Here is a 21,201-nt window from a genome sequence, read left to right as displayed (position 1 = left end):
CTCATTATTTTTGAGACGGTATTTCTTTATTCAAAACAATGAGTTCACTTTTAGAGTAATTGGTGTCGTTATATAAATTTGGGTCATTTCTTAGGTAGCTGCCTTTAAGATTGTTGAAAAGTTCAGCTGTAACTCGTTTTATTAATAAATCCTCATTAATTTGGGAATTTTTTAAATAAGTTCCCCTAGTTCCTGTATTACAGGTCGCTAATCTTGGTATATATGTATCCTTATAGGCGACAGTATATAGCGGAAAGTCAAAAAGGTAGTATTTAAGTGTACTAGGATATCGTGATTTAATATTTAGATCTTCTGGGGAAGTTCCTTTTTCGGGAATTATATACCGTGGATAAATTACATGCGCGTGGTGCTTTTCTAAACAAGCACGCACACTTATTTTAGCCAAATAAAGTAAGTTTGATATAACTGAAGAGTTCTTGTTACTTGGGTTGATTAATGTGGGGAGAAGAGTGACTTTTTTACTATTAGTTGCTAATTCAAGGGATTGTATGAAACTGCAGTTCATAATAACTAAAGTACTTCGATCTCCTAGAATTTTAAAGTTGCTTGAAACGTTATTAAAGGTGATACGGCTCAGTTTTTCATCTACATAATAAATTACGTAGTCAAACTGTTCGTTTTTAAATTCATTTATATTTTCATTATTACAAATTGTTAAAGATTCGAGTTCGGGATAATTATTTATTACGTTCCTTTTAACTGCACCGGAAAATACAGATGAGTTTGTTACGACTAATAGTTTGTTCTGCTTTATTTGATGTGAAAACAGCAAGTTTTCACGATGTGCTTTTCTGTATTCTGACGTATCAAACTCTACAATATCCGAACTAACATGAGTCTTTATTCCATTTATGGTTTTCCGCCACTCTTGCATACACTTGTCTACACTGTCCGAAAGTTGATTTTTATTCGAGTAACTTAATGATAGTTTCAAAAGCAATGCGTTGGCATAATTGACCGTGCCGTACAGATAATAAAATAACAAGGATTTTCCACTACGGTAAGAGTGGAATAACATGGCTTTTTGCTGCGCGATTATCTGGTTTACTTGTTCTTGTGTGTCCATTTCTTGACTGAGAAGTTTTTCCATTGCGGTGATTTCTCTAATCAGATTAGATTGTAAAAAAGTACTTTCGAACTTCTCAGTAAAACCTTCTATATGGTCAGTTGAGAATGCTTTTTCTCGTATGTGTTTGAGAGCTGTTTGTTTTTGCTCTTCAGTTGCGATTATAAGCAACTCTTCTATATGAAGTGGAGTGGTGTTGTGAATTTTAGCGCCATCACTACAATTATAAAATGTTTGGTACTGGGACTTTATTGCGGTGACTTGTTCGATGATTTGACGTGATACTTTGAATTCATGTTTAGTGTTAACGGTCGCTCTAAAATTCCCTGGAACTACTATAGATGTGTTGTTTTTTTCTGCATAGTCATAGGTTTCTTCTCCGTCTTCTAAGTAGTAACCTGAATCTTTTGAATGGTGATGTTTTACATCTACAAAACCTAAGTCTACGCCCATAAAATAGACACTGGTAAAGCCCAATGAATTGATAATATTACACACAAAATTACTTACCGTGGGAAAGGCATGTTTAAGCACTTCGAAGTGCTTTTCTCCGAGTACGTGTAATGCAGAAACTGTAGATGATTCCCCTTCTTTAAAGGCGATCAAAACATCTTTATATAAATCGCAAGTATCTGGATGAACTCCATTGCACGATATCAACGTGATCTTTTTTAAAAAATCTAAACTACCAATCAACGTTGCCCAGTCATAGGTACTTCTATTTTGTTCTATTTCAGCGTGGAAATCGGGTACAATTCCATTTTTGTACATCACTTGTAATGCAGTGCCACAACTTACAACAATTGCTTTGTCTTGCCATTCTTTAATCGCTTCTATCGAGCTATCCAATGATGGACCATTTCCAACGATAAATATTGGCACTTCTTTGTCATCGTAACTTAGCTTTTCAGATGGGTTATTGGTTAGTACTGGGATCTTTCGTCTCATTCCTTCTTTGGTATGAGCGATGCCATAATAAGCATGATCAAAATATTCGCCCATGGATATTACCACTTGCAACTGCTCGCGGAGTTGGCCAATTGCGCTGTTCAATGCGGAGTTATAGTAGCTTTGATAAAAGTAGGTATTGTTTAGAATATAAGGGCCTATTGAGTGGAACTGACTCAATAAATCTCTAAACAAATGAGATCCGTCATCACCGATATTTAAATAAATTCGTGCATTAGTCTTTTCAATTTTTTCGAAAATTGCGGTCCAATCAATAGCAAATAATGAGGCATAGAAAAAATCTGAGTTAGGTTCACAAATAAATAGCTTTTCTACTTTGTGATTAGCTAGTAAGTGCTCTAATTGATAGCCGCCCCCTAATCCAAACATAATGATAGAGGCTACTGTACTGGGTAATTCCCCAATTTCATCTTCGGCTCGCTTTAACAGCTCTTCGGTTTTCTTTACGAATTTATAGTGTTCATAATGCGCCAGCTTTTTACCTGAGTAGCCTAAAACTAATCCATCTTTATTGGGCTGGGAATAGAAGTTTTTGAAGTTTAATTCACAATCATGGATAGGTGATTCACCATACCAGGTAGTGAGGTTCTCACGATTTAACAAATTAACTTCTGAGTCTTGAGTGTGGATTGGAAGCCAATTTTGTGGGGTATAGGATTTGAATTGTTTATATATTGCTGGATAATATTTTTCGAAGGCTTTTAAGTTTTGTGTGAATCTTGATTGGCTCTCAGACACAGATTTACATTGCTGAAGATCGATTTCCGGTGTCCAACTAGGTACATAGGTCAAATAGTTTTCTGTGGTACTGACTTTAAATCCATTCTTTTTGATGTCTGCCCAAGGCCGATGTGATAATTCTTTGAAAATAGCGTCGAAAATAGGGTGATTATAGTGTTTGAAAATACGGAATTCGGTGATGCCTTCATGTTCTTGTAATTGCTGAATATCGTCAACAATATTACGGCCGTCTTTTTCAATTTGTAGGAAAATACCTGTACCATTACTTTTCGCTAGCGCGAATATTTCAGACCAATCTATTGCCAAGGTCGAGCATTGAAAGTACTGGATTTGCGGTTCGTAAACGATGAGGTATTTAATTCGATGCTGACGTAATAACTGTTCTAAGTGCAAACCTAAACCACAACCTAATACCACTAGGCATTCTATCTCTTCAGGTAACGATGGCTGTTTTTGTCTAATTTGGTATGCGTCAAGTTCTTGGAAGTCAAGGGAGCATGACGTTGATTCTTCCGTTTTGGATGTCTCTGTACTGATCTCAGATAAGGTTATTTTCGGACTATGTTGTTCAAAGCGCTGAACTTGTTGCGTCACCTCATCTAAAGGATGAAAACCATACAATGTCCGTCCAATACCGTAATCGACGATATTTATTTCACCATACTTATTGCTAAACAATGAATGATTTTGCAAAGACGTAGATTTAAGTGTCGGCACTAAAGAGGGAATATTACGGGTAAAGCTATTAATATTTTTATGCTGCATGTCTACAATAGTTGCAGCTAGCTTCTGATCTAATTTTTCCTGTTTTTCTTCATCTTTTTCAATGTGTAGTCGTATATTTTTAAGCATGATTTCTTATTTGTTTGCGCCAGAAGTTAACTCATTCAAACCTAACAACGAGTCTAAAGTGTTATTTAGCATTGTTATATCGATAATTTTATTTTCTTTTTATGTACTAAAATGATTGTGACCGTTGATAGGTATCCGAGTCAATCGTGTTTATTGGTTTCGTATTATTTTGCTAAACAATAAGATGAATAAATATACATAGTTATGAAAAACGATACCTAGTTCAGGTCCTTTGTGTCGCCACTTGCTTACTTTATCGGCAATATTTTGCTATCCTCAAGGGGAGGTGTTAGAGGATAAATTTATGATTAATATTGATTCAAGCAACAATTCATCAATTTTACAGCAGTTACAGCAGAAACAAGAAACCTTGTTTGAAAAGCTGGCTTCCGGTAAGCGAGTGAATAGTGCTGCCGATGATTCTGCTGCGCAACAGATTATTGATCGATTAACTACTCAAGTAGAGGGGAATCGACAAGCTATCTCCAATGCCTATGATGGTGTTTCCTTATCTCAAGTTGCCGAAGGCGGCTTGTCGGGGATTAACACTGATGTAAATCGAATCCGTGAATTGTCTGTTCAGGCTGGTAATGGCATTTTGAGTGACTCAGATAGAGAAGCGCTGCAATCCGAAATTTCTCAATTACAAAGCAACATAACCCAAACCATTGAGCAAACCAATTTTGGTGGAAAGCCTTTGTTGTCAGAAGAAGGTAATATTGATTTTCAAGTGGGGGCTAATTCAGGCCAGCGTATTGGTGTTGGAACTCAAGATGTTGCCGCACAACTTGATGATGTATTGAATATCGATGTATCCACGTCTGCTGGAGCTGAAGAGGCTTTAGAAATTGCGGATAATGCATTGGAGTTTGTTGGTGGTGCTAGAGCGGATTTAGGTGCGACGCAAAATCAATTTGCAAGTGCGGCTCGAAACTTAAGCCAAGCCGATGTCAACGTTTCAGCTGCTAGAAGTCGACTTCAAGATACCGATTATGCCCAAGCGACAGCAGATAGTATTGCCACTGGAATTCAAAGTCAGGCCTCGTTATCTGTTCAATCTCAAGCTAATCAGCAACAAGGTCAGGTGTTGTCTCTTTTGAGTTAATTCAGGTAAAAATGGTTTTGTTTATTTGAAAACCGCAATAACCACATTAAAGCAGCTTAGGCTGCTTTTATTTTGTTCAATTAACTGATTTTATTCATAAACATAAAAATTGATTGTTGCTATCCGACAACGAATGTTTAAAATCAAGTGAACATTTATAAGTGAGTTTAAGTTTCATTTTATGCTTTGCTGACACGAGTAAAAATATACGCTAATCTTTGATTAGACAGAATGTTCAATATAGTTATCTTCGGATGCTTATTTTGAATAGAAAAGCTTGGCAAACATTTACTTGGAATTGACACGCGCTTGAATAAAAACAATAAAAATAACAAAGTTGGGGAAAGGATGAGCACTATTCTGATTATCAGCGAGCAAATGACGCGCGCCAATAATCTCAAAACTATCTTGTCTTTCTTAGGCGAGCATTGTGCGATAGTACCGTTTTCCCAAGCTATCACTTCGTTGAAAAAACAAGACAGTTTTGAAGCTGTCATCATCGACTTTGAGTCCCCAGAACTTACTGATGACGTAGTCAGTAAATTTCCAGCCCAGCCCTTCATTGTTATTGGCAATTCAGCCGTTGATGGTGATGCAGAGTTCCGAGCTAATATCGTCGGACAGTTAGTTGAGCCCGTAACATATCCCGTTTTGACTCAGATGTTACATCGTTGTCAGGAATACTTGCGCAAAAGACCTGCAAAGACCGCAAATACAAGTAAAACTAAATTATTTCGCAGCTTGGTTGGCAAAAGTGATGAAATTCAAAATGTACGTCACTTAATCGAGCAAGTATCAAGCTCTGATGCGAATGTGCTGGTGTTAGGTGAATCCGGAACTGGCAAAGAAGTTATCGCCCGTAATCTACATTTTATGTCGAATAGAAATAATGGGCCTTTTATACCTGTCAATTGCGGAGCGATTCCTGCTGAACTTTTAGAAAGTGAGTTGTTTGGCCATGAAAAAGGCGCGTTCACTGGCGCTATCAACTCTCGCAAAGGTCGTTTTGAACTTGCCGAAGGTGGCACTTTATTTTTAGATGAAATTGGTGATATGCCTTTGCAAATGCAAGTTAAATTGTTACGTGTTTTGCAAGAACGACAATATGAACGAGTAGGGGGAAATAAACCCATAAAATGTGATGTTCGCATTGTTGCTGCTACCCACCGAGAGCTAGAAACTATGATCGCTGAAGGCTCTTTTCGAGAAGATTTATATTATCGTTTAAATGTTTTCCCTATCGAAAGCCCGGCATTAAGAGAGCGCAAAGAAGATATTCCATTATTATTGCAAGAACTGGTCTCGCGATTGGAACAAGAAAATGAGAAATCACTGCGTTTTACCGAAAGTGCAATCAATTCACTGGTAGAGCACCTTTGGCCTGGAAACGTCCGTGAGCTTTCCAATTTAGTGGAAAGACTGCTCATTTTGTTCCCCAATCAAGTGGTTGATGTCACCGATTTACCAACGAAATATCAGTATACAGATGGTGATAACTTCGAACCTGACTACCCTGAAGAGTTGTTAGAACGTGAAGCTATAATCGCATTATTTAACGATACAAATGACAGCGATGATGAATTGGTTGATTCCGATGATAATAGCGAACAAGTTCAAAATGGTGAGTTACATACCAATTCAGCTTTGCCATCAGATGGTATGAACCTCAAAGAGTATTTATCTGAATTGGAAATCAGTATGATAAATCAAGCGCTTGATCAGCAAGATGGTGTTGTTGCAAGAGCCGCTGAAGTCTTGGGGATGCGCCGTACAACTCTGGTTGAGAAAATGCGTAAATACGGAATTGTTCGCGACTAACGCGATGTTTTAATTGATACATTGATTGCGCTATTTTTTGATAAAACTCCCTCCCGTCATTTTGTTGACGTTTAATATTTCTTCTAAAATCATTTAACTCGTTGATATTACGAGTAAAATAATTGGCATGCGATATGCTAAATACTCACTATATGTAATATTTTTGACGTGAGGACATTATGGCGCTAAGCAGTGCATTCAACATATCGTATGAAGACGACCAGAACCAAGTTCGCAGTACATCATCGTCTCATTCACGTGAGCTTGACCCTTGTTTAGCTGCACCTCAACCGCTGAATTTATCTACTACTGAAGTGTCGAAACAAGAATTCGAACAGTTGAAAAGCCAAGCCACTCGGCTTGAACACCTTTTACAGGTAATGCCGGCTGGCGTTGTCGTAATTAATGGACAAGGTCAGGTAAAACAAGCTAATGCCTTAGCCAAAGCGTTGTTAGGAGAGCCTTTAGAAGGGCAAGCTTGGCGAAAAATTATTGCCCGCTCGTTTAAACCTCAAGCCGACGATGGTCATGAAGTTTCATTACATGATGGTAGAAAGGTTAAATTATCAATCACGCCATTAACAGCCGAACCTGGACAGCTCATTGTTTTAACCGATTTGACTGAAACCAGACAGTTGCAGCAGCGCATTAGCCATATGCAACGCTTATCTTCGTTGGGCAAAACCGTGGCTTCGATCGTGCATCAAATACGTACACCTCTGTCGGCAGCCATTTTATACGCTTCTAATTTAGCAAGTAACCAACTTAGTGATAGTGCGCGAGAGCGTTTTAGTGAAAAGTTAATGCTCAGGTTGAAAGACTTAGAAGGTCAGGTAAATGACATGTTGTTGTTTGCTAAAAGTGGCGAAGAGCAAGTCGTTCAAAACATTTCTGTTGCAGAATTGATGTCTGAATTATTGGTTTCATCAGAAAACATGGTTCAGCAAGCAAACGCACAGTTGAGCGTGAAAGATATCGATCCACAATTAACAATTTTAGGTAACAAGCCCGCACTTATAGGTGCGCTACAAAATATTGTACACAATGCGATTCAAGAACAGCCTGAAGATTGCCAGATAACTATTAGCTGTTTGAGCGATAGTCAGCAAGTGAGTTTACAAATCCAAGATAACGGCCCCGGCATAAATCCACAAAGTCTAAATCGAGTTTTTGAACCTTTTTATACGTCAAAAAGCCATGGCACAGGTTTGGGACTTTCGGTAGTTGCCACAGTGGCTAAATCCCACGGTGGTTCGGTGACTGTTTCAAATATGCCAGGCGCAGGAGCATGTTTTAGTCTCATGCTTCCAATCATTAAATCAAGCCAGACAACTAAACAGGCTTTGGGAGAGAAATCGTGAGTCAAACCAGCATATTAATTGTAGAAGATGATGCCGGGTTAAGAGAGGCATTAGTCGACACCTTATTACTTGGCGGTTATGAAGTGATAGAGGCAAACTCGGCTGAACAAGCGATGGTCAAACTCAGCTCACATAAAGTTGACTTAGTGGTTAGCGATATTCAAATGGGTGAGATGAGTGGTCTTTCATTACTGCGCAGTATTAAAAACAAGTTTCCCAGTTTACCTACTTTGCTTATGACAGCATACGCCACTATTGATGATGCGGTTCAAGCCATGCGTGATGGCGCTACCGATTATTTATCAAAACCATTTAGTCCTGAAGTGTTGCTAAATTTGGTTGGGCGATATGCACCTGCTCAGCAGGTGGAGTCTCGCGATCCTATTGCTGCTGATCCACTAAGTATTAACTTGCTTAATCTTGCTAAGAAAGTCGCTACCTCTGACGCCACTGTAATGGTATTGGGACCGAGTGGATCAGGTAAGGAAGTATTGGCTCGTTATATCCATGATCAATCTAGTCGCAAAGACCAGCCGTTTGTAGCAATTAATTGTGCTGCGATACCAGAGAATATGTTGGAAGCGACTTTATTTGGTTATGAAAAAGGTGCCTTTACCGGTGCATTTCAAGCCTCGCCAGGTAAGTTTGAACTGGCCCAAGGTGGTAGTATTTTATTAGATGAAATCACCGAAATGGATTTAGCACTACAAGCGAAGCTATTGCGTGTATTGCAGGAAAAAGAAGTTGAGAGACTAGGTGGCCGTAAAACCATTGCATTGGATGTACGCGTAATTGCCACTAGTAACCGCGATTTAAAACAAGTGGTTAGTGACGGAAAATTTAGAGAAGATTTGTACTATCGATTAAATGTTTTTCCATTGATGTGGCACCCGTTGGATAAGCGAGCAGGGGACATAGTGCCTTTGGCCGAGCACATGATAGAACGACACTATAATGGTAAACAGGCTGCTCCTAGTTTAACCGCTTCTGCGCGAAGTAAGTTGATGCAGCATGCATGGCCTGGCAACGTGAGAGAATTAGAGAACGTAATTCAGCGCGCACTTATCTTATCCGATGGAGAAACAATTGATGCTAATGACTTGATGATTGAAATCGAGACAGGCCAAACACTTGTTAGTGACCAATCAAGTCAAAATGAAGTTGATGATAGTAAATTAGGTAGTGAACTGCGTCATCAAGAACACCAAATCATTTTAGACACTTTGCAATCCTGCAACGGTCGTCGTAAAGATGTAGCTGAAAGATTGGGTATTAGTCCCAGAACCTTGCGATATAAATTGGCGCGTATGCGCGAGGTAGGAATCGAGCTACCCGCTTAATTATCCCACGTTTTCACAATAGCCGTTTCTCCAACGGCTATTTTTTATGGTTTTTACGGGGGGGATTCCGCATGACTTCCATCCTACCCCCATCACACTTAAAGCAAGTGGCTCCGTCAATAAAATGACAAAACTTGTAACTCATTGATATTTATTGTAAATAAAGGTTGGCATTGAGATTGCTTAGTTATGCTATACGTTTAAAAAACTATCGCTTTGCCGCATTTTTTTGACTCTCGCAAAGCCTATTGATTATACCACTGGAGCGACACATGGAAATCAAAGCACAATCTTTATATCAAGAAATGCAGGCAATGGCGTCAAATGCACAAATGGATGTTGCCCAGCTTCCTGGCACCAATCCTTCCTCCCATAATTTTGCCGAGATGCTAGGTCAGGCTATTAACACAGTTAATGATATGCAACTCGATGCCAAAGGCAAACAAGAGGCATTTGAGATGGGTGATCCGAATATGAGTTTAGCTGACGTCATGTTGACTAAAGAAAAATCCAGTATTGCTTTTGAAGCTACAGTACAAGTACGAAACAAAGTGCTAGAAGCTTACAAGCAAATCATGAACATGCCAGTTTAACATAGCAAGAGGATAACTCGTGGCCGAGGCAACTAGCACTGAGCTTGCACTTAGTGACAATGATAATTATTCAGACTCCACAGAACTAGAGCATAAATCTGGTTTCATGGACGCATTAGGTAGCGTAGATTTAATGCGCCAAGTAACCATAGTGATTGCTCTGGTAATTTGTATCGCCATTGCTATTTTTATTGTCATTTGGGCGCAAGAACCTACATACCGCCCATTGGGCAAAATGGACACCCAAGAGCTTATCGAGACCCTTGATTATCTTGATCAAAATTATCCAGATTATATTCTTGAGGGTAATGTCGTTAAAGTTTTAGAAAGCGATTACAAAAATATAAAACTAAATATGACTCGTCAGGGGCTTTCTTCTTCTTCTTCTGAAAACTCTGGTGCAGACATTATCATGCAAGACATGGGATTTGGGGTTTCACAACGGGTTGAAAAAGAACGTTTAAAACACGCCAGAGAACAACAAATAGCGCGAACTATTGAGGAAATAAATGGGGTTAAACGGGCAAAAGTGTTACTAGCTTTACCGGTTGAAAACGTTTTTGCGCGGCGTGAGAAAAAAGCCAGTGCAACTGTTGTTGTTACCTCTGGGCGAGGCTCTAGTTTATCAAATGAAGAAGTCGACGCGATTATTGATATTGTTGGTTCAGCCGTTCAAGGTATGGAACCAAGCCGAGTTACGGTCACAGATAGTAATGGCCGATTACTCAACTCCGGTTCTCAAGATGCAGCATCTGCGCGCTCAAGAAAAGAATATGAGTTAGAGAAACAGCGCGAGAATGCCTATTTAGAAAAAATTGATTCTATCTTGATCCCAGTATTGGGCTTAGGAAATTACACAGCGCAAGCTGACGTAACCATGGACTTCACCGCTGTTGAACAGACCCAGCGCCGATATAACCCAGATTTGCCGGCAATACGCAGTGAAATGCTGGTGGAAGAGAACAGCATAGGCGGAGCAATCGCAGGTATACCTGGAGCATTAACGAACCAACCGCCTTTAGATTCGACAATTCCTGAAAATGCCACTGGTAGTAATTCGCAAACGACATTACCGGGTAGAAATTCTAAGGAAGAAACGCGAAATTACGAGTTAGATACTACAATTAGTCATACCAAGCAGCAGACTGGTTTTATTAAACGATTGAGTGTTTCGGTTGCAGTGGATTATATTACTGAAGTGGCAGAAGATGGCACTGAGTCAATCTCACCTAGAGCACAACAGGAATTACTTAATATTCGCCGTTTATTACAAGGTGGAATTGGATTTGATGTTACCCGTGGTGATTCGTTGGAAGTGGTGAGTATCCCCTTTAGTAGAGACGACGATTATGTGCCAGTTGAGGTTCCTTATTACAAAGAGGAATGGTTTGCGCAAACGGTAAAAGTAGCTGCCGGAGCGCTAATTATCATCGTCTTGATATTTGCCTTAGTTAGACCGATGTTAAGTCGTTTAATTAATCCTCAAGACACCACTGAAAGCGAAGACTTTGATGTTGATAGCGCGCTAGACTTAGGTGATGAAACCATTAGTATGTTATCTCAGGAATTTGATGAGGGGCAGGTTGGTTTTGCTGCAGACGGTTCTTTGATGTTGCCTGATTTACACAAAGATGAAGACGTATTAAAAGCGGTTCGCGCCTTAGTTGCCAATGAACCGGAATTATCAGCTCAGGTAGTAAAAGGCTGGTTGATGCAAGATGAGTAGGATTGAACATGCCTGATGAAGAGTTGACTGAATCCAGCGGATATGACGTTGGAAAATTAGAAGGTGTAGATAAAGCTGCAATTTTACTTTTGAGTTTATCAGAAGAGGATGCCGCACAAATTCTTAAACATTTAGAGCCCAAACAAGTACAGCGTTTGGGTCAAGCAATGGCGCAAATCGATGATATGACGCAGCCTAAAATCACGGCCGTGCATAAACATTTTATCGAAGAGATTCAAAATTACAGCACTATCGGTTTCCAAAGCCAAGACTTTGTGAAACGTGCGTTGACTGCTGCGCTAGGTGAAGATAAAGCGGCTAATCTTATTGATCAGATTCTGATGGGAAGTGGCGCGAAAGGTCTCGACTCCCTTAAGTGGATGGATTCTAAGCAAGTTGCCAGTATCATCCGAAATGAACATCCTCAAATTCAAACCATCGTCATGTCTTACTTAGATGCGGAACAATCCGCAGAGATATTGTCGCAATTCCCAGAAAAAGTACGTTTAGATCTGATGATGCGGGTGGCCAATCTTGAAGAAGTGCAACCAGCAGCCTTGCAAGAATTAAATGAAATTATGGAAAAACAATTTGCCGGTCAAGCGGGTACGCAAGCGGCTAAAATGGGCGGCTTGAAATCTGCAGCAGATATCATGAATTACCTTGATACCAATATCGAAGGTCAGTTGATGGACGCAATACGCGAGCAAGATGAGGAAATGAGTCAGCAAATCCAAGACTTAATGTTTGTCTTTGATAACTTAGCTGATGTGGATGATCGCGCAATTCAGGCAATACTGCGTGAAGTGCAACAAGATTCATTGCTCAAAGCGATTAAAGGCGCCGATGAAGAACTGAAAAATAAAATCACTAAGAATATGTCCAAACGAGCTGCAGAAATGCTGATTGATGATTTAGAAGCGCTTGGTCCTGTTCGTATTAGTGAAGTAGAGACAGCGCAAAAAGAAATTTTATCGGTGGCCAGAAGATTGGCTGATTCCGGAGAAATTATGCTTGGCGGTGGCGGCGGGGAAGAATTCCTATAATGGCACCTATTATTAAACGAGCTTTTTTGTGACGGATAAAAATGTGACTGAAAAAGATAACAGTGATAAAGACTTAAGTGATGACGACATTGCCGCTTGGGAATTGCCTGTCTTAGAAGAAACATTTGATGCCAATCCCAGCAAAACCAACGTATTTAATCGACAGTCAACCTGGAAATATGAACCTCCGGAGGTGGAAGAAGATGTCTTGCCGCCTACGGCCCAAGAAATCGAGCAAATCCGCGAATCTGCTTATCAAGAAGGTTTTGAACAAGGGAAAAAAGAAGGTCATCAAGCAGGTTATAATGATGGTAAAGAGTTAGGCCTGCAAGAAGGTAAAGAACAAGGTCTGCAAGAAGGTAAAGAGCAAGGTCTGGTCGAAGGAAAAGAACAAGTTGAGTCGCAAATAGAGTCTTGGCATGGGTTGATGGAACAGTTACATCAACCGGTATCCCAAGTTGAAGAGGTGTTACAGTCTGAGTTAGTCAAACTGGCCGTTTCCTTGGCAAAATCAGTTATTCGCACAGAAGTACAAACTAATCCAGAAATTCTATTTAACGCTTTAAACGAAGGCTTAAAAGCACTTCCTATCCATGAATCTCAATATCAAATTCACATGCATCCTGACGATATCGAGCTGGTCAAAGAACGCTATACTCCTGAACAAATAGAAAAAAATGCTTGGGTATTTGTGGAAAACCAGAATATGTCGAGAGGAGGCTGTGATATCAGCACACAAAATAACGCAGTTGATGCTTCAATTGAACGAAGAGTGAAGGACGTGCTGAATAAATTTTTGCTTGAGCAGGGACTTAGCGATATTGAAAGTGAGTCCTAAACCATGTCACAACAGCTGCTTGATCGAATTAAATCACTGCAAAGCCAAATCCCTGAAGCGCATACTGTTGCATCTGGTAAATTAGTCAGAGGCATAGGCTTAACGCTAGAAGCGGTTGGCTGTCAAATGCCAGTGGGAAGTCAATGTTTAGTTAAAACAGTAGACGGACAGATTGAAGCTGAAGTCGTCGGGTTTGCGGAACATATCACTTATCTTATGCCTACCGAAGCGGTTAAAGGGATAGTGCCTGGTTCCCGTGTAGAACCACTCAATCGCGAGCCTGGTTTGCCTGTTGGCATGACTTTGTTAGGACGTGTAGTTGATGGTAATGGTCAACCATTAGACGGCCTTGGTGCGATTAAAGCAGAAAAACGAGTTCCACTGAGCAAACCACCCATCAACCCCTTATCCCGTAAACCTATCACTAACCCTTTGGATGTTGGCGTTCGCGCGATTAACTCAATGATTACCGTTGGTGAAGGCCAAAGAATGGGATTGTTTGCAGGTAGTGGTGTAGGCAAAAGTGTGTTGTTGGGGATGATGACTCGCGGCACCTCAGCCGATGTTGTGGTAGTTGGGTTAGTGGGTGAACGTGGCCGCGAAGTAAAAGAATTTATTCAAGATATTTTAGGTGATCAAGAAAGGCAAAAGTCAGTGGTTGTGGCGTCTCCTGCAGACACTTCACCATTAATGCGACTTAAAGGTTGCGAAACCGCGGTGGCTATCGCTGAATATTTTCAAGATAAAGGCCTTAATGTGCTGCTGCTAATCGATTCATTAACCCGATACGCCATGGCGCAACGTGAAATTGCCTTAGCGGTTGGTGAGCCGCCAGCAACCAAAGGGTATCCACCCTCAGTATTTGCCAGGTTGCCTGCATTAGTGGAAAGGGCCGGAAACGGTAAAGAAGGTCAGGGATCTATTACTGCGTTTTACACTGTGTTGACCGAAGGTGATGATTTACAAGATCCCATTGCAGATTCAGCGCGAGCGATTCTTGATGGTCATATCGTACTATCAAGAAATCTAGCCGAAGCGGGTCACTATCCGGCAATCGATATTGAAGCTTCTATCAGTCGTGTTATGCCAATGGTTGTGAGTGAAGAACACCTAATGGCGAGTCGTCGGATTAAACAGGTATATTCAAATTATCAACAGAACAAAGATCTAATCAATATCGGTGCTTATACAAAAGGAACCGACCCGAGAATGGATTTAGCCATAGCGGCTGAACCTGTAATTAACACGTTCTTGCAGCAAGGCATGAAACAAATATTGCCCTATGATGAATGTCTAGAAGGGATGATGTCTTTGACAAAAGGTTTGGGTAACGGCTAATGGCGCAGCGGCAGTTAGAATTAGTAGCAAGATGGGAAAAAGACAAAGAAGATCGTCTTGCTCAGGATTTTCAGTTGGCTCAACAACATGCCGAGTTAAACAAGCAAAAGCTGTCGAGCTTAGAAGGCTATCGCCTTGATTATTTGCGTCAGACGCAGATGAAGGGAGCAGGAGCGCTCAATATTGATAAATTTAATAAGTTACATTCATTTATTGGCAAATTAGATAGAGCCTGTCAGCAACAAATGCAAGTGCATAATCAATCTGTTTTAGTTGCTGAACAACGCAAAAATCTTTGGTTAGCGCAACAGCGTAAACGCAAAGCTGTGGAGATGCTGTTAGAGAAAAAACGTCAAGCGCAAGAAGTGAGGAATAATAAACTTGAACAGCTGTTTATGGACGAGCTTTCAACCCAACGCTTTATCCGCAATCAGTAATTTGTTCTTTCTAGCCCTTATTTGACAGGTTGGAACACTCTTTGCTGTATCCAGTTAAGATGATTGATTTAAGCCATAAATCAATGCTGAAACGGGAATTAGAGATGCAAGATATTGCCACCACTAAATCAGAAATTGCCGCCTTGGTAACCAAGGTGAATGATTATTCTGGCAACAATTTTAATCAACAGCAAGAGTTTGGTTCGTATTTGAAACAAGCCGATAGAGTATATGGCTATCCTGATGAGCCTCGTAAAAATCATACTGCTCAGGAAAATATAAAGCCCGTTGATGAAAATCAAAAAAATGCGCTGCGCGAAAAAAGCAAAGATGATTCGCGAGAATACGCTAAGCCTGTTGAGCAAAAATCTTCCAATCATGCACCTCAGAGCTCGCATACAGATAATCCTCAAACCTCAGGCTCTAAAGACAGTCTTGATTCAACAGTACAAGACGTCCAAGAACAAGTTAGTGTAAGTGGCCAAACCAAAGGGCTTAATTCAAAGCATCATTCGGAACAAGCTAACGGCGTTGAAGAGTCAAAATTGAACAAAGCAGGAGATGAAAGTGAGCTTATCTCTGCTGAACAAAAAGATCTGGAAAATACGGTTTCAACGTCTCTTGAACAGGATAGTCGTAATCTTGATGAATCTGTTTCCGAACAAGGAATGGTTGACGAAGCTAGCCTAATAGATTGGTTATCATTGTTGGAAAAAAGCATTGCCAAAGCGACTGATGGTGGCGAACCGCAAGTAAAAGAAGAAGGGGAGTTGCTAGACCCTTCGATAGCCGAAAAACTCTCAACTGATCAATCTGCATTGGAGTCAGATGAAGGTATCGATTTAGTGGCGTTTAATGCTTTACTACCAACTGAAAATTCTGAATTGGTAAATGATGATGTTCAATCTGAAGTTAACATCACAAATAGTGAACTGGAAACGAGCAGTCAAGAAACGATTTTGGCGAGTGTCGATAATGTGTCAAACGATGAGTCAAACAAAGTGGAAAGGGACGATATTTCACTAGAGCAAGAAACCAAGTCAACATTGGAAACATTGACGACCTTAATCACTGAATTACAAGCTGCGTTTAAAGCATCCCAGCAAAACACGGAAAGTGGTGAAGCAGAATCCTTAGATCAACTGTTAACTCGCATTAGCGAATTTGTCGAACAGATTGATCCCAAGGTCATGGAAAAATTACAGCAAAGTTTAACACTTGAGTCAGAAGCGGGGGCGGTGTCAAATAACATGCTGGCGGACACAGAAATGCCCACGGATAACGCTATCACTGAAGATATGCAGTTACTGTTAGATTTACTGGCCGTTTCAAACGTCACAGATGCAACCACTAAGATGCAGGCTAATAGCGATACTCAGCCCAGTGACGAGCAAACAATAACATCGCAAGCGCAAAATATTACAACTATTGCAAACCAAGAATTAACAGCCTCGGGTAAACAACTGGATAAAAGTGTTCGTGCATTACTCGATATACCTTCTGACAAACTTGACGCGGCCTTAGCAAATCTGGCTCAGCGGTTAGACGTTAAACCGTCTACTGACCAAGCTGACACCTCTGGCACTAGCATTAAAACTGATTTTATCAGTGCTCTTAAAAGTGGGGTTGAAGAGGTAAAAGCGCAAATTAAGCAAGGTCATCAACCGGCAATAGATTTATCTACATTGGTAACTGATGCTGCAACTAAAGTCGGTGCAATGCCAATTGTGCCAGAAGTGTTGGATCAATCGGTGACTCGATTTAACCAAAGCTTAGAATTGGCGAGTCAATTAAATGCCAAAATAGAACAGTTGCAGCATCATTTTGTATCTGAAAAAACATTAGTGAAAGAAAATATAAATCAGGCGCAACATTTGCAAACTAAACAAGGTCAGCAGTTAGCGCAATTTGATAAAGCGGTGAATATCACTCGCAATGAAGGTTTGCAGCAGTTAACTGAAAAAGTGCGCTGGATGGCGAATCAAAACAATTTGCAAGCCGAGATTCGTTTAGATCCGCCGGACTTGGGAGCCATGAAAGTGCGTCTGAACATGTCTGGTGACACCGCGAGCGTCAATATTGTGGTGCAATCGCAACAGGCCCGCGATGTGCTTGAGCAGGCAACACCAAGACTAAAAGAACTACTTGAACAGCAAGGTATTGAACTTGGGCAGTCTTCAGTACAACAGGAACAAAATGATAAGGGGCAACAAGATTCAGAATATGTTGGCACTCATCAAGCAGAAGAGAATATGCAAGGGGAAGAGTCACAGGTTATTGAACAGCGAATTTCCCATGGCAGATTAGGTGGAATAGACTACTTTGTGTAATAGATGCGTGATTGTTTGATTTGAATCGATCCGTCAAAGCAATTTATTGATACAATCCACCTAATAGTCACAACAAATTTAACTGAGAAGACAATGGCAGAAGAAGAGTTACAAATGGAAGAGGGCGGTAAAGGCAAAATGATGATTATTATCATCATCGCTGTAGTCTTGATTGGCGGTGGTGCCGCAGCCTATTTTTTACTTGGTAGTTCAGATGAGCCAGATATGGCAGTTAATTCTGAAATGACAGCAGAGTCAGGTGACGATGGCGCTGCGATGTCCTCTGCTAATAAAGGAACGGCTCTGTATGTGGCGATGCCACGTCCATTTGTGTTTAATGTCCCTGGACAAGGTAAAGACCGTTTAGCACAAATAAAAGTGCAATTGATGGTGCGCGGAACCGATAATGAAGAATTGGCGAAAATGCACGTCCCTTTAATTGAAGGCACCTTGTTAAAAGTATTCAGTAGTTCAAATGCAGATGATTTAGTCACTGAGGCCGGTAAAGTTTCATTAAGAGACCAAGCAGGCAGAGAAGTACAAAAAGTATTAAAAGAAACAGTCGGTAATGAAGTAGTTGAACAAGTACTATTCACTGGCTTTGTAATGCAATAATCGGTAAATGTTGATTTAAGCGAGCAAAACTTTGAGCGATTTATTATCACAAGACGAAATTGACGCGCTACTCCACGGTGTTGATGACGTTGAAGAAGACGATACAGAGGATCTCGAATCTGATGGTTCGATGATTGAGTACGACTTTTCTTCACAAGACCGCATTGTGCGTGGCCGTATGCCCACGCTGGAAATTGTGAATGAGCGATTTGCAAGACACATGCGTGTGAGCTTGTTCAACATGATGCGTCGCTCTGCAGAGGTATCAATCAACGGTATTCAGATGATTAAGTTTGGTGAATATATTCATACGTTGTTTGTGCCTACAAGTTTAAATATGGTTCGTTTTAGACCACTCAAAGGTACTGGTTTAATTACCATGGAAGCGCGTTTGGTTTTCATTTTAGTTGACAACTTTTTTGGTGGTGACGGTCGCTATCATGCAAAAATTGAAGGCCGTGAGTTCACACCAACTGAACGTCGCATAACCCAAATGTTACTTAAGTTAATTTTCGAAGATTACAAAGAAGCATGGGCGCCTGTGATGGATGTTTCTTTTGAATATTTAGATTCAGAAGTGAATCCGGCAATGGCTAATATCGTCAGCCCCACAGAAGTGGTCGTGATCAGTTCGTTTCATATTGAGCTAGATGGGGGAGGTGGTGATTTTCACGTCTCGTTACCTTACTCTATGTTAGAGCCGATTCGAGAATTATTGGATGCCGGCGTGCAAAGTGATAAAGAAGACACTGATTTACGCTGGAGTAAAGCGCTTCGAGATGAAATCCTCGATGTGACAGTGGCTGTATCAACCCATATGTTAGATGTGGATATCTCCCTACAAAGGTTAATGGATTTTGAACCTGGCGATATTATTCCGATTGAAATGCCTGAAACAATAACCGTATTGATTGAGGAGTTACCCACGTTTAGGGCCAAACTAGGCCGCTCACGAGACAATATAGCGGTAAAAATTACGGAAAAGATTCCACGACCCACTTCAGTTAAATCTGAATTGCAATTATTAACGAAAGGCGGACGCCGAATAGACAGTGATGCTGAACTTTCTATACTTGAGGAAGATTTATGAGCGTCTGCAAAAACGAGGTAAAGAACAATGAGTGAAGATGATGCAATGGACGACTGGGCTGCAGCCATGGCTGAACAAGCTGAAGAAGAAGGTGCAGATAAAAACGCCGATCAAGACGCTGAAGTATCGGTAGCTGAATTAGACGAATTGTCTGAAGATGCGCCTATAACTCAAAAAGAAAAGAAAAAGCTCGATACGATTTTGGATATACCTGTAACCATTTCTATGGAAGTGGGACGCAGTCATATTAGCATCCGTAATTTATTGCAATTGAACCAAGGATCGGTGGTTGAATTAGACCGAGTCGCAGGCGAACCTCTTGATGTGTTAGTAAATGGCACGTTGATTGCTCATGGAGAGGTAGTAGTCGTCAACGATAAATTTGGGATTCGGTTAACGGATGTTATTAGTCAAATCGAGAGAATTAAAAAGCTTAGGTAGTAAAAACTCATATAAAACATGGGCTTGGATTGCGCTGAGCCCACTTTTCATCCTTTCTAAAAGTGCTTTCGCGCAAGTCGAAAGCCTTTCAAACCCCACTTCTGTAGTGTCAATTTTTCTATCATTATTGCTGGTTATCGTGATAGTTGTTGCGTTGGCGTTGTTAATGCGACGGTTTAATGTCACTGCAACCGGAAATGGTCAGTTGCATGTCGTAGCATCTATGGTGGCAGGCACTCGAGAACGAATTATGGTCATCGAAGTTGGTGACGAGCAGCATTTAATTGGGGTAACGGCGACTAATATTAACCATTTAGCAAAGCTCGAAAAGCCTCTGGAAAAACCGACCAATTCATCAGCCGATAGCTTTAAAGACAAATTAACTCAAGCACTTGCCGGTAAAATCAATCCTGGCTTTGACAAACAGAATGGGCAAAACAATGATTAGATTTTTACTGGTATTGTTGGGCGCCATTTTATTGGCTCCTACGGATGCGCTAGCGGCTCCTGGTGTTGATGCATTAACAATTACTACCAATCCAGACGGTACACAAGATTACACCATGACGTTGCAAGTGCTGGCAATAATGACTGCACTGAGCTTGTTGCCTGCGTTTGTTATGATGATGACGTCGTTTACGCGAATTATTATTGTACTGTCAATTTTGCGTCAAGCTATTGGTCTTCAGCAATCGCCTTCAAATCAAATATTGATTGGCGTCAGTTTATTTCTTTCTATGTTTATTATGGCGCCAGTTTTTGAACAAATTAACGAAAATGCCTTGCAGCCATATCTGAATGAAGAAATGACCTCTCTTGAGGCTTATGAACAGGCGAAGATTCCCATGCGCGCTTTTATGCTTTCGCAAACACGTATCAAAGATTTAGAAACCTTTGTGCAGTTGGGCGATATGCAAGGGCAGTTTGATGATCCTTCAGAAGTGCCGATGAATGTATTAATCCCTGCGTTTGTGACCAGTGAGCTGAAAACGGCCTTTCAAATTGGCTTTATGTTGTTTATTCCTTTTCTCATTTTAGATCTAGTGGTGGCATCAATCCTGATGGCAATGGGGATGATGATGTTATCTCCTATGATCGTTTCGCTGCCATTCAAACTTATGTTGTTTGTGTTAGTGGATGGCTGGAATCTTATTTTTGGCACCTTGGCCACAAGCTTTGGTTTAGGGTAGGGAGATACTGCTATGGCACCAGAAGTCTTTGTCGAAATACTAAAAGAAGCCTTACAAATGGTCATTTTGTTGGTTTCGGCGATTATTTTACCCAGTTTATTCGTCGGTCTAATAGTGGCAGTTTTCCAAGCTGCCACCTCTATCAACGAACAAACCATGAGTTTTTTACCCCGTTTAATTGTGACTTTATTAGTGTTGAGTTGGGGAGGCCATTGGTTAGTGCAGAAGTTAATGGATTTCACTTTCACCATGGTTGAACGCATACCTGAAGTTGTAGGTTAACC

At 40.6% G+C, this 21,201-nt stretch carries 18 protein-coding genes; 17 read left to right on the top strand and 1 reads right to left on the bottom strand.

Going from position 1 to position 21,201, the window contains the following annotated elements; genetic code table 11:
* Window positions 1–4: 4 nt before the first annotated feature.
* Window positions 5–3,649 carry a 6-hydroxymethylpterin diphosphokinase MptE-like protein gene (locus VUI23_RS13625; protein WP_342804678.1) on the bottom strand — a complete coding sequence of 1,215 codons (3,645 nt, stop codon included), beginning with the start codon at window positions 3,647–3,649 and terminating at the stop codon, window positions 5–7.
* Between the two features lie 304 nt (window positions 3,650–3,953).
* On the opposite strand from VUI23_RS13625, the gene VUI23_RS13620 reads away from it, so the two are divergent.
* The 17 genes from VUI23_RS13620 (at window position 3,954) to fliQ (ending at window position 21,199) form a co-directional block, all read left to right on the top strand.
* Window positions 3,954–4,754, top strand: coding sequence for a flagellin (locus VUI23_RS13620; protein ID WP_216048283.1), 801 nt, complete (start codon window positions 3,954–3,956; stop codon window positions 4,752–4,754).
* Between the two features lie 348 nt (window positions 4,755–5,102).
* The gene (locus VUI23_RS13615) at window positions 5,103–6,572 is read left to right on the top strand and encodes a sigma-54 dependent transcriptional regulator (RefSeq protein ID WP_342804677.1); all 1,470 of its coding nucleotides are present in this window, start codon (window positions 5,103–5,105) and stop codon (window positions 6,570–6,572) included.
* 179 nt (window positions 6,573–6,751) lie between these two features.
* Window positions 6,752–7,933: an ATP-binding protein gene (locus tag VUI23_RS13610; protein ID WP_342804676.1), complete on the top strand. Its 1,182-nt coding sequence runs from the start codon at window positions 6,752–6,754 to the stop codon at window positions 7,931–7,933.
* A complete protein-coding gene (locus VUI23_RS13605) occupies window positions 7,930–9,273 on the top strand; it encodes a sigma-54 dependent transcriptional regulator (RefSeq protein WP_216048286.1) in 1,344 nt (447 codons plus the stop codon). Before VUI23_RS13610 ends, VUI23_RS13605 begins: the two co-directional genes overlap by 4 nt.
* 272 nt (window positions 9,274–9,545) lie before the next feature.
* On the top strand, window positions 9,546–9,866 hold the full coding sequence (gene fliE, locus VUI23_RS13600; protein WP_216048287.1) for a flagellar hook-basal body complex protein FliE: 321 nt from the start codon (window positions 9,546–9,548) through the stop codon (window positions 9,864–9,866).
* 19 nt (window positions 9,867–9,885) lie between these two features.
* Window positions 9,886–11,592: a flagellar basal-body MS-ring/collar protein FliF gene (fliF, locus tag VUI23_RS13595; RefSeq protein WP_342804675.1), complete on the top strand. Its 1,707-nt coding sequence runs from the start codon at window positions 9,886–9,888 to the stop codon at window positions 11,590–11,592.
* 8 nt (window positions 11,593–11,600) lie between these two features.
* Window positions 11,601–12,638 (top strand): flagellar motor switch protein FliG, encoded by a 1,038-nt coding sequence (gene fliG / locus VUI23_RS13590; protein ID WP_216048289.1) that lies wholly within the window; start codon window positions 11,601–11,603, stop codon window positions 12,636–12,638.
* A gap of 28 nt (window positions 12,639–12,666) precedes the next feature.
* The gene (gene fliH, locus VUI23_RS13585) at window positions 12,667–13,476 is read left to right on the top strand and encodes a flagellar assembly protein FliH (protein WP_342804674.1); all 810 of its coding nucleotides are present in this window, start codon (window positions 12,667–12,669) and stop codon (window positions 13,474–13,476) included.
* Between the two features lie 3 nt (window positions 13,477–13,479).
* Complete coding sequence (gene fliI / locus VUI23_RS13580; protein ID WP_342804673.1) at window positions 13,480–14,814, top strand: flagellar protein export ATPase FliI; 1,335 nt, start codon at window positions 13,480–13,482, stop codon at window positions 14,812–14,814.
* On the top strand, window positions 14,814–15,251 hold the full coding sequence (fliJ, locus tag VUI23_RS13575) for a flagellar export protein FliJ (protein WP_216048291.1): 438 nt from the start codon (window positions 14,814–14,816) through the stop codon (window positions 15,249–15,251). Before fliI ends, fliJ begins: the two co-directional genes overlap by 1 nt.
* 41 nt (window positions 15,252–15,292) lie before the next feature.
* Complete coding sequence (locus tag VUI23_RS13570; RefSeq protein ID WP_342804672.1) at window positions 15,293–17,581, top strand: flagellar hook-length control protein FliK; 2,289 nt, start codon at window positions 15,293–15,295, stop codon at window positions 17,579–17,581.
* Between the two features lie 93 nt (window positions 17,582–17,674).
* Window positions 17,675–18,196: a flagellar basal body-associated protein FliL gene (gene fliL / locus VUI23_RS13565; protein ID WP_216048293.1), complete on the top strand. Its 522-nt coding sequence runs from the start codon at window positions 17,675–17,677 to the stop codon at window positions 18,194–18,196.
* 31 nt (window positions 18,197–18,227) lie between these two features.
* Entirely contained in the window at window positions 18,228–19,286 is a 1,059-nt protein-coding gene (fliM, locus tag VUI23_RS13560) for a flagellar motor switch protein FliM (protein WP_216048294.1), read from the top strand.
* A gap of 27 nt (window positions 19,287–19,313) precedes the next feature.
* Entirely contained in the window at window positions 19,314–19,727 is a 414-nt protein-coding gene (gene fliN / locus VUI23_RS13555; protein ID WP_216048295.1) for a flagellar motor switch protein FliN, read from the top strand.
* A gap of 34 nt (window positions 19,728–19,761) precedes the next feature.
* The gene (gene fliO, locus VUI23_RS13550) at window positions 19,762–20,175 is read left to right on the top strand and encodes a flagellar biosynthetic protein FliO (RefSeq protein WP_252729157.1); all 414 of its coding nucleotides are present in this window, start codon (window positions 19,762–19,764) and stop codon (window positions 20,173–20,175) included.
* Window positions 20,168–20,917, top strand: coding sequence for a flagellar type III secretion system pore protein FliP (gene fliP, locus VUI23_RS13545; protein WP_216048297.1), 750 nt, complete (start codon window positions 20,168–20,170; stop codon window positions 20,915–20,917). Before fliO ends, fliP begins: the two co-directional genes overlap by 8 nt.
* Before the next feature lie 12 nt (window positions 20,918–20,929).
* The gene (gene fliQ, locus VUI23_RS13540; RefSeq protein WP_216048298.1) at window positions 20,930–21,199 is read left to right on the top strand and encodes a flagellar biosynthesis protein FliQ; all 270 of its coding nucleotides are present in this window, start codon (window positions 20,930–20,932) and stop codon (window positions 21,197–21,199) included.
* Window positions 21,200–21,201 lie beyond the last annotated feature (2 nt).

It is taken from the genome of Alteromonas sp. M12, from assembly GCF_037478005.1.
GTDB classification, from domain to species: domain Bacteria; phylum Pseudomonadota; class Gammaproteobacteria; order Enterobacterales; family Alteromonadaceae; genus Aliiglaciecola; species Aliiglaciecola lipolytica_A.
This window is presented reverse-complemented; position numbering and strand designations above follow the sequence as displayed.

Coding starts and splice junctions, on each gene's coding strand:
- fliQ (WP_216048298.1), top strand. CDS start 20,930: ATGGCACCAGAAGTCTTTGTCGAAATACTAAAAGAAGCCTTACAAATG.
- VUI23_RS13625 (WP_342804678.1), bottom strand. CDS start 3,649: ATGCTTAAAAATATACGACTACACATTGAAAAAGATGAAGAAAAACAG.
- VUI23_RS13620 (WP_216048283.1), top strand. CDS start 3,954: ATGATTAATATTGATTCAAGCAACAATTCATCAATTTTACAGCAGTTA.
- fliE (WP_216048287.1), top strand. CDS start 9,546: ATGGAAATCAAAGCACAATCTTTATATCAAGAAATGCAGGCAATGGCG.
- fliG (WP_216048289.1), top strand. CDS start 11,601: ATGCCTGATGAAGAGTTGACTGAATCCAGCGGATATGACGTTGGAAAA.
- fliL (WP_216048293.1), top strand. CDS start 17,675: ATGGCAGAAGAAGAGTTACAAATGGAAGAGGGCGGTAAAGGCAAAATG.
- VUI23_RS13610 (WP_342804676.1), top strand. CDS start 6,752: ATGGCGCTAAGCAGTGCATTCAACATATCGTATGAAGACGACCAGAAC.
- fliI (WP_342804673.1), top strand. CDS start 13,480: ATGTCACAACAGCTGCTTGATCGAATTAAATCACTGCAAAGCCAAATC.
- fliP (WP_216048297.1), top strand. CDS start 20,168: ATGATTAGATTTTTACTGGTATTGTTGGGCGCCATTTTATTGGCTCCT.
- fliJ (WP_216048291.1), top strand. CDS start 14,814: ATGGCGCAGCGGCAGTTAGAATTAGTAGCAAGATGGGAAAAAGACAAA.
- fliN (WP_216048295.1), top strand. CDS start 19,314: ATGAGTGAAGATGATGCAATGGACGACTGGGCTGCAGCCATGGCTGAA.
- VUI23_RS13615 (WP_342804677.1), top strand. CDS start 5,103: ATGAGCACTATTCTGATTATCAGCGAGCAAATGACGCGCGCCAATAAT.